This window comes from Vibrio sp. YT-19(2023) (genome assembly GCF_033337395.1).
Map to the genome: position 1 here is coordinate 1 of NZ_JAWOQN010000015.1, position 16,280 is coordinate 16,280.

Sequence of the window (16,280 nt, forward strand, 5' to 3'; positions counted from 1 at the left end):
TGAAACTCAGTATGTTGTTTAAGAACTGAACAACATGGGGCTACCATGTCTTCTCATCGAATTAAGCAACAAAGCCGCAAGATGACTGCACGTTGTTTTACGCCCAACCCCATGTAATGTTTGTGTGAATTTTTTCCATTCTCGTTCGATCGAAAGTAAGCTGAATTCACTTTTTCCCCAGCGTGTTGCGAGGGTGTTCAAACGAGCCCTAATATTTATTAACGAACCAACCGTTGCATGCGAATCAGAGCTTGATTCCTTCTTCTGCCACTGCATCAATGCATAGAGGTAAGACTGAATATCTTGGCGGTACTTCTCATCAATATTGCCAAAAGAGATTATTTTTTTGTTCTGTTTTAGTGCGTAAAAGTCCCACTCTAGATCAAAGACACGTGACACTCCGTTCCCGTAAGAATCAAACGTTACATACGGATTTCCGGCTAGTTCTGGGCGAAGCTGTATAGGCTGTTCAGACATAAAATGATCCCTTAAAAAATTGGCTTGCGCTGGCTCTGTCTTGGTAAAGCGGGTGGTAATCGCCATCATCCACTTTTTGTTTTGCTTGAGCGTAGTTTTTAGGTGCTTTTTGTTTCAGTCTGAGAAGAACTTTTTTCAACATACCTTCCACAACGAAATACTCACCCTTAGGTGCGGAATTACTCGCCACTATCTCTTTGAGGTCTTCAATTTGCTCCAAAAAAGATAACATCAACCAGATATCATTTTCTGACGCCACCAATTTATGGCTGTCACAATCAAAGCAAGCAAGAAAATCCGAGCAACGGCCCGTATCTTTGGAAAAATCAATGCCCAACTGCTTCATGCGCCTCGCCTCAGCAACAAGCTTCTCTGGTGTTGCCCCCGCGCATTTGATACCACTGGGCGTTGTCATGAATGGCTGTTCTTTGCTTTCGCGGGTACTCAATTTCTTATAATCATAATCTGATAAAATATCGCTGCGCATCGCCTTGGCATCCTCGATGGCTTTACCAATCTCCTCTCCTTTGGCAACAGCGCTTAACGCACTAAACGTGGCGTTGAGGTTATTATCATGGTCTGCTTGGACACCACTAGAGTACCGTTTAGCGACAACATTCACGGTATTATTCATCCCCTGTGACACAAGGAATATATCTTCAGTGACTCGCATCAGTACATCAGATTTTGTGGCCCTGAATCGGCTTGCAGTAACCGTTAACCCCGTTATTTTCTCAAGTTGTGTATTGATATAGCTAAGATTTGTACCATGCGTGCCGAATGTCCAAATCTCACCACTAGCGCTAAAGAAAGGGCAAAGCGGCAGTTCACTTGCAATCGGAATCTCCAGTGTTTGGAACATCAATTTAGACGTTTCTAGCCATCGGATGAGCAGTTCTTTGGTTCTCAGGCTAAAGCCTGCGCTATTATCCAAATCCTTATAACCAGCCCTGAATTTTTCACCGTTAAAAACAAACCGTCCACTACCAATATTTTTGAATGAAACATCCTTATGCTGCACGTTGGCAAGCACTGATTTGTTCATGCCTGTCAGCATTGAGAGCACGAAAAACCAATTGCGTGATGCCTGGTTATAAAAAACCTGTCGATGAAGTCGCTCAAGTGAAAGTGAGCTGTCCTTTATTGTTCCAGGCACGGGGATCATGCACTTCTTGAAACCATATTTCTTATTTGCAGTTAGCGGTGGTGTCCATCCTTTGAGCTTCGCTTGCTCAGAAAAAAGCTCTTCATCAAAAAACGGATGAATATCTAGCAGACCATTTTTCTCAATTGCTTCCTGAAAGGCCAGCGCTCCCTTAACCAATATCTTGGATAATGGTTTCAGCTCTGTTTCTATATGGAACGCTTTATTCGTAGCAGAAGATCTATTTGCAACGTTCGGTAGCACCTTAACGTCGGCTTCTCGGTTCCACTGTTTTAATAATACTGACAAGCCGTCTTTAATCCGCATTGCTTCCGATATCTGCAAACCTTTTTCGCGTAATTTATTGAAGTGTTTAATGCTATCAGTCATGACTGCATTACTGAAAAGGTCACCGTTATAACCAATTCCGTCAAGATACCGGAAGTAACTAACAAGCCCAGAAAAGTAGTGCTGCTTCGTTATTTTGTGAGGTAAAAAGCTTAGCCTTTGGTAAATTTCCCTGACAATATCATCCCGATTTGCTAACACCTCATTCCCTGAGCTAATTTGCTTTACTGTCGGGACGTTACGATAGCGCAGGCGATAAATGTGAGATTTTATGCCATTACTATTGTCTAAAACCATATCTTCAAAATGAAGTGGGATCATTGGTGATCGGGTCTTCTCTATCGCAATTTTGGTTCGCTTTCGTCCTTGAATCATAATGACCCCTCTAGATCATCAAAAGCGCCAATATAGTCCAGTACGTCCTCGTAGATTTCATCGGCGGAAGGCATATCTTGTGCTATTTTCAGGTATTCTATCGTCGTCGACCTATCTTCGTGACCAATTAAGGTTGATACCCTATCCAATGCCTCATCGGGTGTGATTAGCGGGTTGCCATAGTCATCTTTTTTATTTAAAAGGTGACGGAAGATATTCACGGCAAACGTTGAGCGTAAATTATGTAGGGAGCCGACTATAGGATGGTCAAGACCTCGGGTTAGGTTTGCAGTGTTACGTATCTCCACCCAGCGCCCGGTAAAGTCTTGTAGCCGCGTAAACATCGGTTTCCCTGATTGGGTAATAAACAAGTATTCCAGCTTAGGGTTAATCGCATCATCTCCGTCAAAGAAATGCGAATTTCCTTCTTCTTTCTGCTCCTTGCACCATGCTTTGAATTTCTCCAGACGCTTTTGATACCTGTCAGACTGAGAGTAATCGTAAAGCATCTTCATCAATGTGGCGGGGATAATGGTAACCCGGCTTTTATTCTTCTCTGCGAAGCCCTCAGCCGTCTTTGTGAGTGATTGATACTTATCACCAACACCCAAATCCATCACAGGCTTTTTAAACACCTCTTTGCCGTCCTGAATCATAGTTTCGGGGTTAACTACCTGTCCTAAGTGAAGGCTCGCTGCTTCTTCTCTCCGCAATCCAGTATTACGGCAAATCATGGGGTGCAGACAGAACTCAATCGGCAATGAATGCAGTTTATTGTTGTCACCATGACGAACCACCCTGCGAGATTTCATTAAAATGGTTTGCAGAATGTTCCATTCATTATTGGTAAACGGTTTTAAGTCACGGCGTAGATTACTGAGGTTTGTGCCACCACTACGCGATGATTTAGTAAACTTAATCCGCATATCCGTCGTATGCACCTGCTTACGTTGATATGCTTTCATACTGGATGCAGACGCCTCAAAATGGATATTCACTGTCTCAAATTGGAAAGGAGGGTTGTTAAAGCGGACGCCCTGACGAAGGCTGTGTTTATAAAAACCAACGACACTGCTCATGTATTGCCTAGCCGTTGTTTTAGCCAATACACCCTCAATAGCGAGTTGTTTGATTCCATCTCGATATTGGTAGGTTAATCGTTCCTGTTTATTACGAGGAAAGGTATTCCATTCTGGACGGGGATCATCATAGAGAGGGTCAAAGTCCTCTTTATCGTATTTAGCATCCCACTCTGCCTGTTTGTCTAATACAAAACTGAAGTAATGGGCAAGCCCCTGTGCATCGGTACTAAGCTCAAGCACGCCATCATCAATTGCTTTTGACAATAAGAACTCATTAACCATGTCTAATGGTTGGTAACTGACTAGTTTGTCTTTATCGCCATACCCAGTGATATGGAGTAAAGGGAGTTTCTTTACGGGGGTCTTATTGCCATTGGCACGGTATGTAACTTGAGGTTCTCCATTATCATCAATGGATACCAGTGGTTTCTCGTAAACGAAGTTAGGTATAGTTGAAATTTCTATCTCTTTTCGTATGAGCTTTTTTTGATTTTTATCGTTACTAGACATACTAAATCCCACACTGTACATACGAACAAAATATACAGCAATCTCAACTTTAAAAGTTAATTATGAAGATTTAGTTTATCAGGTATTTTTTGCGCTAGAATCAAAGCCGCCGCGTTATGATGCAGAGCACGCTTGACGACTTCTCTCGGATACACCGACGCTGCATCCAACGTTCCTTCAAATAAAATTTCATCTTTTATCACTCGGTGCTGGTTATCGAGAAAAAGAATATAAAAAACCTCTCTTTGCCGATCCCTTAAAATAGAAGACAGATATAACTTAGTTTGGTCGGGGCTGGTTAAGGCATCACCACGCTTTAGCGTCTCCGCCAAGTAACGTTGTGTCATTTCTAGTACCGCTTGCAACTGAACATACTTGGCTTGCCCTAATCCTTTGTGACGACAAAACTCTTCTTCTGATGCTGAAAATAGTTGTCTGAGCGAACCAAAGTCTTGAATAAGGAAGTCTGCAAGCTCAATCACGTTCATTCCGCGGGTGCCTGTGCGCAAGAAGATGGCCAGCAGTTCGGCATCGGTCAAAGCTTGCGGCCCTCGTTGCAGTAGCTTCTCTCTGGGCATGGACTCATTTGGCAAAGCTTTCAGTATCATCTGATGTCCCTTTATATGGAAAGTGTCCCTATTCCACAAAACAAAAAGCGAAAGTCGAGTATGACTTTCGCTTTCTTCGTACCATCAGTGCTTTCCATGCAACTTAACAGTTCATCAGAGTTTAAAGTTGCCAACCAAGCCGTGAATTTCTGTTCCAGACTGTGATAGCTGCGTGCTGATTGACTCGGCATGCTGCAACGTCTCATTAATGTTGTTCACGATCTGTTGAATAGCCACTAAGTTTTGGTTGATGTCTTCTGCAACCGCACTTTGTTCTTCTGCGGCAGACGCGGTTTGAATACCCATATCTCGAATTGTTCCGATAGAATGATGAACACCAGAAAGAGATTGCTGAATGAGCGCAGATTCTTCCGCCGTTTTGACACCTCGTTTTTGGCTCACCGACATCGTACTGACCGCTCTTGATACACCATTTTGTAGCTGCTTGAGCATGTCGCCAATTTCATGAGTACTATTTTGCGTACGACTGGCTAACGAGCGCACTTCATCCGCAACGACGGCAAACCCTCGACCTTGCTCACCGGCTCTAGCCGCTTCAATCGCCGCATTTAGGGCCAACAAATTCGTTTGCTCGGCTATCTCGCCAATCACATCCAGCACTTTGGTTATTTTTTCGGTCTGTAAACTCAACTCAGAAATTGCATCTGACGTGCTGTCTATCTCCGTCACGAGTTCGGTAATGCCTTCTATTGCTTGCTCGACCTCATGCTGAGCGGCGGTGACTTGACTGTTGGCATCGTCAATTGCCTGCGCGGTCGCATTAGTATTGCTGGCTACTTCTTTGGCAGTCATGCTCATTTGCGTCACTGCCGTCACGACTTTGTCCGTCTCTAAACAGTGATCCTGCATTTGACCGCTCGCTTGGCTGGTCTGAGTGTTCAGGCTTTGGGAAACGGTCTGTACTGTCGTCGCAGAGCGATGAATGTCCTGCATCAGTGGGTGCAGCTTATCCATAAACTCATTAAACGCCGCCGCCACTTCACCGACTTCATCCTGACTTTCGACTTTTAAACGAGCCGTTAAGTCACCGCCGCCTGCGGCAACATCTTTTAATGAAGCCGCGACATGTTGTAATGGCTGAATACCTTTAGACACCACGATACTGGTGAGAACACTGGTAATGATCAATCCAATAACGGAAATCAACACGGCAGATAATGTATGCTCTTTTAGCTCTTGAGTCTTTAACTCTCTGTGCATCGCAACTTGCTGGTCGATGTCATCAATATAAACGCCAGTACCTAAAACCCAGTCCCATTTCGATAGATATTCTGCATAGCCCAACTTAGGCGCTTGTGCGTCAATGGTCGGTTTGTGCCACGAGAAATAGAGAAACCCATCCCCTTTTTGAGAAGCGTCAATCAAGCCCGCAATAACTGCGACCCCATTTTCATCTTTTAAGTCGTAAAGGTTTTTACCCTCTAATGCAGGTTTGATGGCATGCAACGTATTCACACCTTGAGAGTCGTAGGCAAAAAAGTAACCATCGCTTTCAAAGCGCATGGCTTTCAGAATTTCTTTTGCTGCCTCTTTATTACTTCCATTTACATCCGTGTCGTATAACGGTTTTATCGCCGTCACGCCCATCATCATATAGGCTTGTAACTCTTTCTTTTTCGTTTCGATGAGCTCTTGCCTATCTCTTGCTAGCTCCGCTTCCAAACTTTTACTGCTGTTGATGTAATACACCACTGAGATCAACGTGGTGATCAACAACAGCGGAATTAGGGTTATCAGCAGCAATTTGTTTCGACTTTTCAACACCATGGTTTCCACTACCTCTTTTTCTTTTCAGACTTGCAAACTCCGCGCAACTTGTCTGTGAGGTAGGCGAGAATTTTCCCTTCCTCGGTCAGATTAATACTCTGGAGTTTGATGTGAATTATCTTCTCGTTATATATGCTCGGGCGGTCAGACTTTGAATTGTGTTAAAATCCGGTCATCAAATTGGAGATCTCACATGCAAACACTAGCAGGAAAGAAAATTCTACTCGGCATCAGTGGCGGTATTGCCGCGTATAAATGTGCGGAGCTAACCCGTCGCCTCATAGAGAGAGGAGCGCAAGTTCAAGTTGTAATGACGAAAGCCGCAAAAGAGTTCATTACCCCTTTAACCATGCAAGCCGTTTCGGGCCGTCCTGTCTCGGACAGTTTACTAGACCCAGCAGCGGAAGCCTCTATGGGCCATATTGAATTGGCCAAATGGGCAGATTTAGTGCTATTAGCGCCCGCGACCGCGGACTTAATCGCGCGCATGTCCGCAGGCATGGGGAACGATTTACTTACTACGCTCGTGCTCGCGACGGATTCCCCTGTTGCCGTTTCTCCTGCGATGAATCAACAGATGTATCGCAATATCGCAACCCAAGAGAACATCGCTACGTTAGCGCGTCGTGGTATGCACATCTGGGGCCCTGCGGCAGGAGAGCAAGCCTGTGGTGATGTAGGACCAGGTCGAATGCTGGAACCAATGCAGCTAGTACATCTATGTGAACAGTTCTTTCAACCAAAATTGCTAGAAGGTAAGTCGATACTCATTACCGCCGGACCAACTCGCGAAGCGATTGATCCAGTGCGTTACATTACGAACCATAGCTCCGGGAAAATGGGCTATGCATTGGCGAGCGCCGCAGCGCAGATGGGAGCAAAAGTCACCCTCGTGAGCGGTCCTGTCAGTTTAAATACGCCCGTAGGTGTTGAACGCATAAATGTTTCCAGTGCACAAGAGATGCACGAAGCCGTTATGACACATGCAAACCAGCATGATGCCTTTATTAGCTGCGCTGCCGTTGCCGACTACCGCCCACAAACGATCGCGTCTCAAAAGTTGAAAAAGACAGAAGACAACGACGAAATGGTCATTAATATGGTTAAAAATCCTGATATTGTTGCATCTGTGGCAGCAATGACGGAGAAGCGTCCGTTTACCGTCGGTTTTGCGGCTGAAACCAATGATGTAGAGACCTATGCTCGAGGCAAGTTAACAAAGAAAAACCTCGATATGATCTGTGCAAACGACGTTTCGGTTGCAGGGCAAGGATTTAACAGCAACGACAACGCAATTACCCTTTACTGGCCTGAAGGTGAACTTGCGCTCGCTTTAGAATCAAAAGAAGCATTGAGCTTTAAAATTCTCGAAAAAATGCATCAATTGATGTAACTAACGTTTGAAAACCCTGCCAATTTTTTACAAAAGCTGGCATAAATTTGGTACAAAAATGACAACTAAGGGTGTTAAATCTCCCATTCCACCCTTAGTGGTCTAGTTTGAGGCGAAATAGCGTCTTATAATCCCCTCCGCTCAACTTTGTATTTTGAAAGGAAGTAACTAATGGCCGGCAGTAAAAAATCCAACCGTCGTGAAGAAATCTTACAAGCATTGGCAGAAATGCTTGAATCAACAGATGGCGCTTCACGCATTACTACGGCAAAACTGGCCAAGCAAGTCGGCGTTTCAGAAGCCGCGCTGTATCGTCATTTCCCAAGTAAAGCGCGCATGTTCGAAGGGTTGATTGAGTTCATTGAAGAAGCCTTGATGACACGTATCAACCGTATTCTAGACGACGAAAAAGATACACTAGAGCGTATTCGTATGGTGATGCACCTTATTTTGGCGTTCTCTGAACGTAACCCAGGTCTGACACGCATTTTGTCGGGTCATGCTCTAATGTTTGAAAATGAACGTCTACGTGAACGCATCAATCAACTCTTTGAGCGTATAGAAACACAATTGCGCCAAATCCTGCGTGAACGTAAGATTCGTGAAGGGAAGTCTTTCCCTGTCGAAGAGCGCATCCTAGCCGCGCAAATTCTGGGACAAGTTGAGGGGAGCCTAAACCGCTTTGTGCGTAGCGACTTTAAATACCAGCCGACTGCAAACTTTGACGAGTACTGGGCGCTTTTGAGTGCACAAATAAAGTAAAAGACTATGAGTAAAGACAAATACACGCAGCCCGAGTTTTCTCTTTCACTTCTTCACCCTCGTAACTGGGGCGTATGGCTTGGTTTTGGTCTGTTGGCCATCCTCGTCAATATTCTTCCTTATCGGCTGCTGCTTTCATTAGGTCGTTCACTCGGTAAACTTGGCATGCGCTACGGTAAAAAGCGTGTCCACGTTGCTCAGCGTAACTTAGAATTGGCCTTTCCAGACAAAACACCTGAAGAGATTCAACATATTGTTGAAGAGAACTTCAAAAATACCGGTATGGCACTGATAGAAACCGGAATCACTTGGTTCTGGCCGACTTGGCGCTTTAAAAACCTGATCGTCGAGAAAGATCTCGGCGCACTGCGTGAAAAAGCCAAAGAAGGTAAAGGCGTCCTACTTTGTTGTGTCCATGCTCTAAATCTAGAGATCACTGCGCGTGCTTTCGCCGTGTTAGGCGTGGCCGGGTACGGCGCGTTTCGTCCGCATAATAATCCTGCTTATAACTTTATCCAGTATTGGGGACGGACACATAACGGCAATAAACTGATTGATCGTAAAGATGTAAAAAAGATGATTCGTGTTTTACGCAGCGGTGAGCGTCTGTTCTATTTACCGGATCACGATTACGGTCGCAAAAAATCAGTATTTGTGCCCTTCTTTGCCGTAGACGATGCGTGTACGACAACAGGCACGAGCATTCTGGCGTATACCTCAAAATGTGCGATCATCCCAGGCTCAGGATTTCGCAATGACGAAGGAAAATACGACATCATCGCCGATAAGTGCATTGAAGCCGATTATCCACAAAAAGACGAAGTCGCCGCTGCCGCTTATATGAACAAGTATGTGGAAGAAGTCATTCTACGCGCTCCAGAGCAATGGATGTGGCTCCATAAACGCTATAAAACCATGCAAGATGAGCATGTCGAGAAAGGCATTCGCTATAAGTAAGTGGTCAAGGCGATAAATCCAAAAACAAAAAAGGACAGATGAATATCCATCTGCCCTTTTTACTTTTTCAGAAAAAGTAACGAATTAAATGCCGTATTCTGCGCGGTACGCTTTGACTGCTTCTAGATGCTCTTTGTCTGTGCCTTTCTCTTCAAGGAAAGTCACAAGGTCAGTCAGGCTAACGATCGAGATGATTGCACAACCAAAATCACGCTCCACTTCTTGGATCGCAGACAACTCACCTTTGCCTTTTTCTTGGCGGTCAATCGCAACCAACACACCAGCAAGGTCTGCGCCATTTGCTTGAATGATTTCCATCGATTCACGAATCGCAGTACCTGCTGTGATTACGTCATCCACTAGCATGATTCGACCTTCAAGCGCAGAGCCTACAAGGTTACCGCCTTCGCCGTGATCTTTCGCTTCTTTACGGTTGAAGCAGTAAGGCGTGTCGATATCGTGGTGATCCGCCAGCGCGACTGCTGTTGTCGTCGCGATTGGGATACCTTTGTACGCCGGGCCAAACAGTACATCAAACTCAATGCCAGAATCAGCGAGCGCGGCTGCGTAAAAACGACCAAGACGCGCTAGGTCACGACCAGTATTGAAAAGACCAGCGTTAAAGAAGTACGGGCTTTTACGGCCAGATTTCAAAGTAAACTCACCAAACTTAAGAACTTCTTTCTCAAGTGCAAACTCAATAAATTCACGCTGGTATGCTTTCATTATTTTCTCTCTATGTCCTTGGTTTCTTGTGTCTCTTCTCGACAATCATTCATTTCTCTATTGTCGAGATAAAAAAATAGCCCCCATAATGGGAGCTATCTAAATCAATTGGCTAACGCCGCCTTCTGCGCTGCGACAATTTCCGTAATGCCGACTTTCGCCGACTCGAGCAATGCCATCAGCTGTTCGTGACTGAACGGTTCACCTTCTGCGGTGCCCTGAATTTCAATCATCTTGCCTTCTTCGGTCATTACTACGTTCATGTCTGTGTCTGCCGCTGAATCTTCAACGTATTCAAGATCACACAATACTTCGTCGCCTAGTAAGCCGACAGAAACTGCCGCTACGTGGCCTTTCATTGGGTTTGCTTTTAGCTTGCCGCTATCTACTAGGTGTTGGAACGCATCGGCCATTGCAACACTTGCGCCGCTGATAGATGCAGTGCGAGTGCCGCCGTCTGCTTGGATAACGTCACAGTCAACGGTGATCATGAACTCACCCATGGCTTTTAGATCGACAACAGCACGTAGGCTTCGCGCGATAAGACGCTGAATTTCCATCGTACGGCCGCCTTGTTTGCCACTTGCCGCTTCACGACGAGTACGAGAATGTGTTGCTCGAGGTAGCATGCCGTATTCAGCTGTAACCCAGCCTTTACCTTGACCTTTTAGCCAACGTGGCACAGATTCTTCGACGGTCGCATTACACAACACTTTGGTGTTACCGAACTCAACTAGCACTGACCCTTCAGCGTAAGCTGTGTAGTTACGAGTAATTTTGATAGGGCGAACTTGATCCGCCTTGCGATCGTTTGGACGCATGGGCATCTACCTTAAATATGAGGAGAAGACGATTTGGTTGGGCGAAGATTATAACGGAATCGATTCCGGATTCATAGGTTACGCCGCTGGCACAACATAAACAATCCATACATCCCGCGCACCTATCGACGCAGCATGATACACTCTTGAAGTAATTTTCAAAAAATGAAGACAGGAAAATTCGATGATTTACAGTATGACAGCGTATGCACGCAAAGAAGTAAAAGGCGATTGGGGCTCTGCGGTATGGGAAATCCGCAGCGTGAACCAGCGTTATTTAGAAACATACTTCCGCATGCCAGAACAATTTCGCGGGTTAGAGCCCGTTTTACGTGAGCGCTTTCGTAAGCGCTTAGCGCGAGGCAAAGTAGAATGTAATCTGCGTTTTGAATCAAACCCTGCCGCAAAAGGTGAGCTTAGCATCAATGAAGCGCTTGCTAGCCAGGTAATTAAAGCCGCTGAACAAGTCATGCACATGACTGGTGAACTGAGCCGAATCAATCCATTTCAAGTCATGCAATGGCCGGGGGTAATGGAAACGCCAGAGCAAGACATGGATGCGGTAAATAAAGTGCTACTAGAAGCATTTGATGGCGCAATGGATGAATTTATTGAAGCGCGCGCTCGTGAAGGCGAGAACATGAAGGTGCTGATTGAACAGCGTTTGAACGCCATTTCTGCAGAAGTCGTAAAAGTGCGTGCGCGCATGCCAGAAATTTTAGAATGGCAACGTGAACGACTATTCTCGAAGTTCGAAGACGCTAAAGTGGAACTGGATCCATCTCGTATCGAGCAAGAGCTTATCCTTCTGGCACAGAAATCAGACGTAGCAGAAGAGCTAGACCGTCTTGACTCTCACGTAAAAGAAACAACAAACATCCTGAAGAAAGGTGGCGCAGTCGGTCGTCGTCTAGATTTCATGATGCAAGAGTTCAACCGTGAATCGAACACGCTAGCGTCGAAATCCATCAGCACCGACATCACCGCATCGGGCGTTGAACTGAAAGTTCTAATTGAACAGATGCGTGAGCAGATCCAAAACATTGAATGATCTAAAAGTCATCGAGTATTGAAACAAAAAAGCCCCGCTAATACGGGGCTTTCTTTTATTCGTCTTTTTCCGAAGTTCTGTTATCAACGTAGGGCCAATAATGGTGCCCAATTCTGATCAGCAAAGTAGCCGCAGCCAAAATAAACGCAGCCAGAGATAACCACACAACCAAAACTGCATCCAGCTCTTTCATTCCGAGTGTGATATAGCGGGCGATTGCCATCATCGCGATATAGATAGGATAGCGTACCGGAATTTTACCGTTCATCACGAACTGCTGCACCATGGCGAGCACTTCCAGATAGATAAACATCAAAAGAATATCTGTGAGTAAGACACGCTTCTCTACAAATACGTGCACAAACTCTTGCATCATGGCGTACAACGTCGCCAAGGTAATAGAGACTAATAACACCGCCTCCAAAATATGGAAGATTTTCAGGAAAGGTCGACTAAAGGATTTTGGTAAATTCGACGGCATGGTCCATTATCCAAACAAAGAAAATAGGCCTTGAGTTTAGCATGCAACGATCTTCAATCAATCAGAATAAACATCAGTGCAAATCGACTCCAAGTCCTGGCATTTGCTTATAAAAACGCTCCGCTTATTTGGCGGAGCGCTTTGGTGTTATAGGACCTGTGGCATCACTTACGCCACTTGCTGCTTTTTTTCAGCTACGCGCTTTTTCTTCCGATATTTAGGGTGAGTGATCGGAATCGCAGATAGGAGTTTTTTGGTGTATTCGTTTTGCGGGTTTGCATAAATTTCTTTAGCGCTGCCTGCTTCTACCACTTTACCAAAATACATCACGGCAACTTTGTCAGAGACATGTTTCACCACCGAGAGATCGTGAGAGATAAATATGATCGCCAAATTCATTTCTTGTTGCAGTTGTAGCAATAGGTTCAAGATTTGCGCCTGTACCGACACATCTAACGCAGATACCGATTCATCACAAATCAGTAGTTTAGGCTTCAATGCAATCGCGCGAGCAATACCGATACGCTGCCGTTGTCCGCCTGAAAATTCATGTGGATAACGGTTTACTGCCGTTTCTGGTAATCCCACTTTGATTAAAAGCTCTTTTACCCATTGTTTACGCTCTGTTGGCGTGCCAATTTTATGAATAACAAACGGTTCTTCCAGAATCATACCGATGGTATGACGCTGATTGAGTGACTCCATTGGGTCTTGAAAGACGATTTGCATGTCTTTACGCAGCGAGCGCATCTCTTTAACAGACAATTTAGTGATGTCTTTACCTTCAAAGAAAATCTTACCTTCCGTTGGCTCGTATAACTTTAAGATCGTGCGACCAAGGGTGCTTTTACCACAACCTGACTCACCAACTAGCCCCAGTGTTTCACCTTCAGAAACAGACAGTGAAACCCCGTCTACCGCTTTGATGGTGTAGCCTTTCTTGAACAGCCCTTTACCAGAAACAAAGTGCTGCTTAAGATTTTCAATTCTTAATACTTCTTTTGCCATAACATCCTCTTTTATGACTGGTTCACTTTGCTCAGTTAACTGGCAAACATACTGGCATCAATAGGCTTGATATCGATCATCTGCTTTGGCTCATTATCTAAGCTCGGCATCAACCCCATCAAACGCTCTGTGTATGGGTGCTGCGGGTTATCAAACAACTCAAAAATTTCTGCTTTTTCAACAATACGCCCACCATACATCACGGCAACATCATCACACACTTCTGCCACAACCCCGAGATCGTGAGTGATGAAGATCATTGCCATGCCTGTTTCTTCCTGAAGCTCGTTCATCAGTTCAAGGATAGACGCCTGAACCGTAACATCCAACGCTGTAGTCGGTTCATCACAAATCAGAATATCCGGCTTACAGGCCAATGCCATCGCGATCATGACACGCTGGCGCATACCACCAGATAGGTTATGGGGATACTCATTCAATCGCTTCTCTGGCATTGGAATTTTTACTTTTGCCAGCATCTCAATCGAGTACGCCTCCCGCTCCTTTTTGTCGAGCTCAGGTCGATGGAGCTCAAGCACTTCACATATTTGACGACCAATGGTATGCACTGGGTTAAGCGCCGTCATTGGGTCTTGGAAGATGATCGAAATGCGATCGCCACGCATGGCGTACATCTCTTCCGCAGGCAAATCAACTAGGTTGGTGCCGCGATAATTCACTTCACCTTTAATGATGTTGCCATATGGCTTAGGTAATAGCCCCATGATCGACATTGAGGTTACGCTCTTACCACTACCTGACTCTCCCACCAGACCGAGTGTACGCCCAGCTCTCACATCAAAGTTCACACCATGCAGAACCTTCACTGGCCCATCATCGGTGGTAAATTCAACTTCGAGATCTTTAACACTTAGGATTACATCGTTTTCCATAACCAATCCTTACAGCTTATAAGTGTCATCTACGACAACAACAGGTTCAAAAGCTTTGCCTGATTTCATCGCTTGTTTCGTTTCTTTTTTGATATCACTATCAATCCAGTAAGTGCCATCGCCTATGATTGAACCACTGAACAGCGCCTCTGTCATGCGATTCATTGGCTTATCTGGAAACTTTAACCAGCGCCAGTGACCATAGCGGACATAAGGAACCATGTAGCCTGGGACGATAACGTGAGCATCAATGATGTCACGCTGAATCTCATGACCTAGCTGGATCTTTTTATCCATATCCATGCCAAAACGATACTCGATGATCTTTTCATCCAGTTCAGGCGTGCTGTAGTTTGTGAAAGAGTTAGTTTGCGGCTTGTTCGCATTGACTGAATGGAAATACTCCCAATACGTTGGGATCTCAGACGTACCCATATCTAAGAAAGCCAAATCGTGCTTTTTCTCACGTACGTATTTGAACATGGATGAGCCATCAACTAACTTGAGCTCAATATCCAGCCCTGCTAGCTTGGCTTGCTCACGCAAAAAGGCAATACGAGGAGTATGAACAGGTGTTCCGTAGGTCAGCTCGAAGCTTAAGCGCTCACCTTTATCATTGACACGAATACCATCAGAACCAATTTTGTTAAAGCCTGCGGCTTCGAATGCCTCGGCCGCTTTTGCGGGATCAAACTTCGGTGCCTTAGCATCTGGTAGGGTGTATTTACCATGACCATAACCGGTCGGGTTCGGTTTACGGGAGTAGTCGCCACGCATGACATTCTCTATCATGCCATCAAAGTCAATCGCGTAAGTAATGCCCTTGCGAATGTTTAAATCATCCAGCAAAGGCATCGCGGTGTTCATCCATACACCACCAGCCCCAACTGGGAATTGGTTGTAACCCCAGAACTTTTGAATGTATCCCTTTTGGTAAGGTTCCGTATTCGATTTATCATGCCATAAGCTTGGTAAAACAAGACCAAATGCGTCCAGCTTCCCTTTCTCAAAGTGCTTCATCGCGATATCACTGTCGCGAATCACTGTGATGCGGATTTTGTCGACATTATAGCGATGTTTATAATACTTATTGCTGTAACCCCACCAGTCTTCACCGACATGCTTGAAGGTAACACTTTTACCTTTTTTAATGTCATCTAGGTAGTATGCACTGGTCGTTGGTTCACTTTTAAAATTGTAGTAGCGGACAAAGTTGTCATGTATACCGTCACCATTTTCATCTTTTGAAGGGTTAGCATAAAAATGTGCGGGACGTGGGCGCAGAGCCCCCATTCGTAACAGCAATTCTTCCGGATTGAACTCTTTCGCCGCCTTAACAGCAAACGTGTGAGTGTCGTACTTGATAACATCCGCAATCGTTTTGTTGTAGTAATCGTTGTACCAAGGTTCCAAGATGTCTTTGGAACGATAAAACTTCAGCATGAACACGAAATCGTCGGCAGTCACAGGTTTGCCGTCCGACCATTTGGCTTCAGGGTTGAGTTTAAAATAGACCGTTTTGTTGTCACCTGCTAACGCCCACTCGTTAGCAAGCTCAGGTATGAACTCTAAAGTATCTGGGTGGCGGACCACCAAGCCTGGTGTTTCATCTAAGATAAAAGAACGTAGCCCTGCATTAGCATCTGGGCCAACACTACGTAACGTCTGCGGGAAACTTGACATAAAGGTGCGATAAGTCCCTCCACGTTTCGCTTCTGGCGAACCATATTGAGGCTCATCCCAGTTTGTTTGCCAGTTTAAGTCAGTCGGAAGCGTTGCTGACATTGCACCAAAACTCAGGGCGCTCAGCGTGGACGCTAAAAATAATTTCTTCATAAAACTTCCCTTTTTTATGT

At 45.1% G+C, this 16,280-nt stretch carries 14 protein-coding genes and 1 pseudogene; 4 read left to right on the forward strand and 11 right to left on the reverse strand.

The window, feature by feature from the left end; translation table 11 throughout:
- Positions 1–18 precede the first annotated feature (18 nt).
- The 5 genes and pseudogenes from R7E78_RS12685 to R7E78_RS12705 form a co-directional block, all read right to left on the reverse strand.
- Complete coding sequence (locus R7E78_RS12685) at positions 19–477, reverse strand: hypothetical protein (protein WP_318057934.1); 459 nt, start codon at positions 475–477, stop codon at positions 19–21.
- A complete protein-coding gene (locus R7E78_RS12690) occupies positions 470–2,344 on the reverse strand; it encodes a hypothetical protein (protein ID WP_318057935.1) in 1,875 nt (624 codons plus the stop codon). The genes R7E78_RS12685 and R7E78_RS12690 overlap by 8 nt, the downstream gene beginning before the upstream one ends.
- Positions 2,341–3,936 (reverse strand): site-specific integrase, encoded by a 1,596-nt coding sequence (locus tag R7E78_RS12695; protein WP_193837233.1) that lies wholly within the window; start codon positions 3,934–3,936, stop codon positions 2,341–2,343. Before R7E78_RS12695 ends, R7E78_RS12690 begins: the two co-directional genes overlap by 4 nt.
- Positions 3,937–4,016: 80 nt before the next feature.
- Positions 4,017–4,544, reverse strand: a pseudogene (radC, locus tag R7E78_RS12700) (RadC family protein); the annotation flags it as partial.
- 114 nt (positions 4,545–4,658) lie between these two features.
- Positions 4,659–6,332, reverse strand: coding sequence for a methyl-accepting chemotaxis protein (locus R7E78_RS12705; protein WP_213869616.1), 1,674 nt, complete (start codon positions 6,330–6,332; stop codon positions 4,659–4,661).
- Between the two features lie 193 nt (positions 6,333–6,525).
- Here R7E78_RS12705 and coaBC point away from each other — a divergent pair, with 193 nt between their 5' ends.
- The 3 genes from coaBC (at position 6,526) to R7E78_RS12720 (ending at position 9,444) form a co-directional block, all read left to right on the forward strand.
- Positions 6,526–7,725: a bifunctional phosphopantothenoylcysteine decarboxylase/phosphopantothenate--cysteine ligase CoaBC gene (gene coaBC / locus R7E78_RS12710; protein ID WP_017820705.1), complete on the forward strand. Its 1,200-nt coding sequence runs from the start codon at positions 6,526–6,528 to the stop codon at positions 7,723–7,725.
- A gap of 171 nt (positions 7,726–7,896) precedes the next feature.
- On the forward strand, positions 7,897–8,487 hold the full coding sequence (gene slmA, locus R7E78_RS12715; RefSeq protein WP_005379386.1) for a nucleoid occlusion factor SlmA: 591 nt from the start codon (positions 7,897–7,899) through the stop codon (positions 8,485–8,487).
- Positions 8,488–8,493: 6 nt separating this feature from the next.
- Positions 8,494–9,444 (forward strand): Kdo(2)-lipid IV(A) acyltransferase, encoded by a 951-nt coding sequence (locus tag R7E78_RS12720; RefSeq protein WP_033905948.1) that lies wholly within the window; start codon positions 8,494–8,496, stop codon positions 9,442–9,444.
- 84 nt (positions 9,445–9,528) lie between these two features.
- Here R7E78_RS12720 and pyrE read toward each other — a convergent pair whose 3' ends face one another.
- The gene (gene pyrE, locus R7E78_RS12725) at positions 9,529–10,170 is read right to left on the reverse strand and encodes an orotate phosphoribosyltransferase (protein ID WP_005379384.1); all 642 of its coding nucleotides are present in this window, start codon (positions 10,168–10,170) and stop codon (positions 9,529–9,531) included.
- A gap of 104 nt (positions 10,171–10,274) precedes the next feature.
- Positions 10,275–10,991, reverse strand: coding sequence for a ribonuclease PH (gene rph / locus R7E78_RS12730; RefSeq protein WP_031780917.1), 717 nt, complete (start codon positions 10,989–10,991; stop codon positions 10,275–10,277).
- Positions 10,992–11,175: 184 nt separating this feature from the next.
- Here rph and R7E78_RS12735 point away from each other — a divergent pair, with 184 nt between their 5' ends.
- Positions 11,176–12,042 (forward strand): YicC/YloC family endoribonuclease, encoded by an 867-nt coding sequence (locus tag R7E78_RS12735; protein WP_262644236.1) that lies wholly within the window; start codon positions 11,176–11,178, stop codon positions 12,040–12,042.
- 55 nt (positions 12,043–12,097) lie between these two features.
- Here R7E78_RS12735 and R7E78_RS12740 read toward each other — a convergent pair whose 3' ends face one another.
- From R7E78_RS12740 to R7E78_RS12755, 4 genes are all read right to left on the reverse strand, one after another.
- Complete coding sequence (locus R7E78_RS12740; protein ID WP_158173570.1) at positions 12,098–12,523, reverse strand: phosphate-starvation-inducible protein PsiE; 426 nt, start codon at positions 12,521–12,523, stop codon at positions 12,098–12,100.
- 168 nt (positions 12,524–12,691) lie between these two features.
- Entirely contained in the window at positions 12,692–13,531 is an 840-nt protein-coding gene (locus R7E78_RS12745) for an ABC transporter ATP-binding protein (RefSeq protein ID WP_005379372.1), read from the reverse strand.
- Positions 13,532–13,566: 35 nt separating this feature from the next.
- Positions 13,567–14,424 (reverse strand): ABC transporter ATP-binding protein, encoded by an 858-nt coding sequence (locus R7E78_RS12750; RefSeq protein ID WP_005379371.1) that lies wholly within the window; start codon positions 14,422–14,424, stop codon positions 13,567–13,569.
- Between the two features lie 9 nt (positions 14,425–14,433).
- Positions 14,434–16,260 (reverse strand): extracellular solute-binding protein, encoded by a 1,827-nt coding sequence (locus R7E78_RS12755; protein WP_213867104.1) that lies wholly within the window; start codon positions 16,258–16,260, stop codon positions 14,434–14,436.
- Between the last annotated feature and the right edge of the window lie 20 nt (positions 16,261–16,280).

What these genes read in the sequence shown, in the direction of transcription:
- R7E78_RS12750 (WP_005379371.1), bottom strand. Translation starts at nt 14,424, where the DNA reads ATGGAAAACGATGTAATCCTAAGTGTTAAAGATCTCGAAGTTGAATTT.
- slmA (WP_005379386.1), top strand. Translation starts at nt 7,897, where the DNA reads ATGGCCGGCAGTAAAAAATCCAACCGTCGTGAAGAAATCTTACAAGCA.
- R7E78_RS12705 (WP_213869616.1), bottom strand. Translation starts at nt 6,332, where the DNA reads ATGGTGTTGAAAAGTCGAAACAAATTGCTGCTGATAACCCTAATTCCG.
- R7E78_RS12755 (WP_213867104.1), bottom strand. Translation starts at nt 16,260, where the DNA reads ATGAAGAAATTATTTTTAGCGTCCACGCTGAGCGCCCTGAGTTTTGGT.
- R7E78_RS12735 (WP_262644236.1), top strand. Translation starts at nt 11,176, where the DNA reads ATGATTTACAGTATGACAGCGTATGCACGCAAAGAAGTAAAAGGCGAT.
- R7E78_RS12745 (WP_005379372.1), bottom strand. Translation starts at nt 13,531, where the DNA reads ATGGCAAAAGAAGTATTAAGAATTGAAAATCTTAAGCAGCACTTTGTT.
- R7E78_RS12685 (WP_318057934.1), bottom strand. Translation starts at nt 477, where the DNA reads ATGTCTGAACAGCCTATACAGCTTCGCCCAGAACTAGCCGGAAATCCG.
- pyrE (WP_005379384.1), bottom strand. Translation starts at nt 10,170, where the DNA reads ATGAAAGCATACCAGCGTGAATTTATTGAGTTTGCACTTGAGAAAGAA.
- R7E78_RS12690 (WP_318057935.1), bottom strand. Translation starts at nt 2,344, where the DNA reads ATGATTCAAGGACGAAAGCGAACCAAAATTGCGATAGAGAAGACCCGA.
- R7E78_RS12720 (WP_033905948.1), top strand. Translation starts at nt 8,494, where the DNA reads ATGAGTAAAGACAAATACACGCAGCCCGAGTTTTCTCTTTCACTTCTT.
- R7E78_RS12695 (WP_193837233.1), bottom strand. Translation starts at nt 3,936, where the DNA reads ATGTCTAGTAACGATAAAAATCAAAAAAAGCTCATACGAAAAGAGATA.
- R7E78_RS12740 (WP_158173570.1), bottom strand. Translation starts at nt 12,523, where the DNA reads ATGCCGTCGAATTTACCAAAATCCTTTAGTCGACCTTTCCTGAAAATC.
- rph (WP_031780917.1), bottom strand. Translation starts at nt 10,991, where the DNA reads ATGCGTCCAAACGATCGCAAGGCGGATCAAGTTCGCCCTATCAAAATT.
- coaBC (WP_017820705.1), top strand. Translation starts at nt 6,526, where the DNA reads ATGCAAACACTAGCAGGAAAGAAAATTCTACTCGGCATCAGTGGCGGT.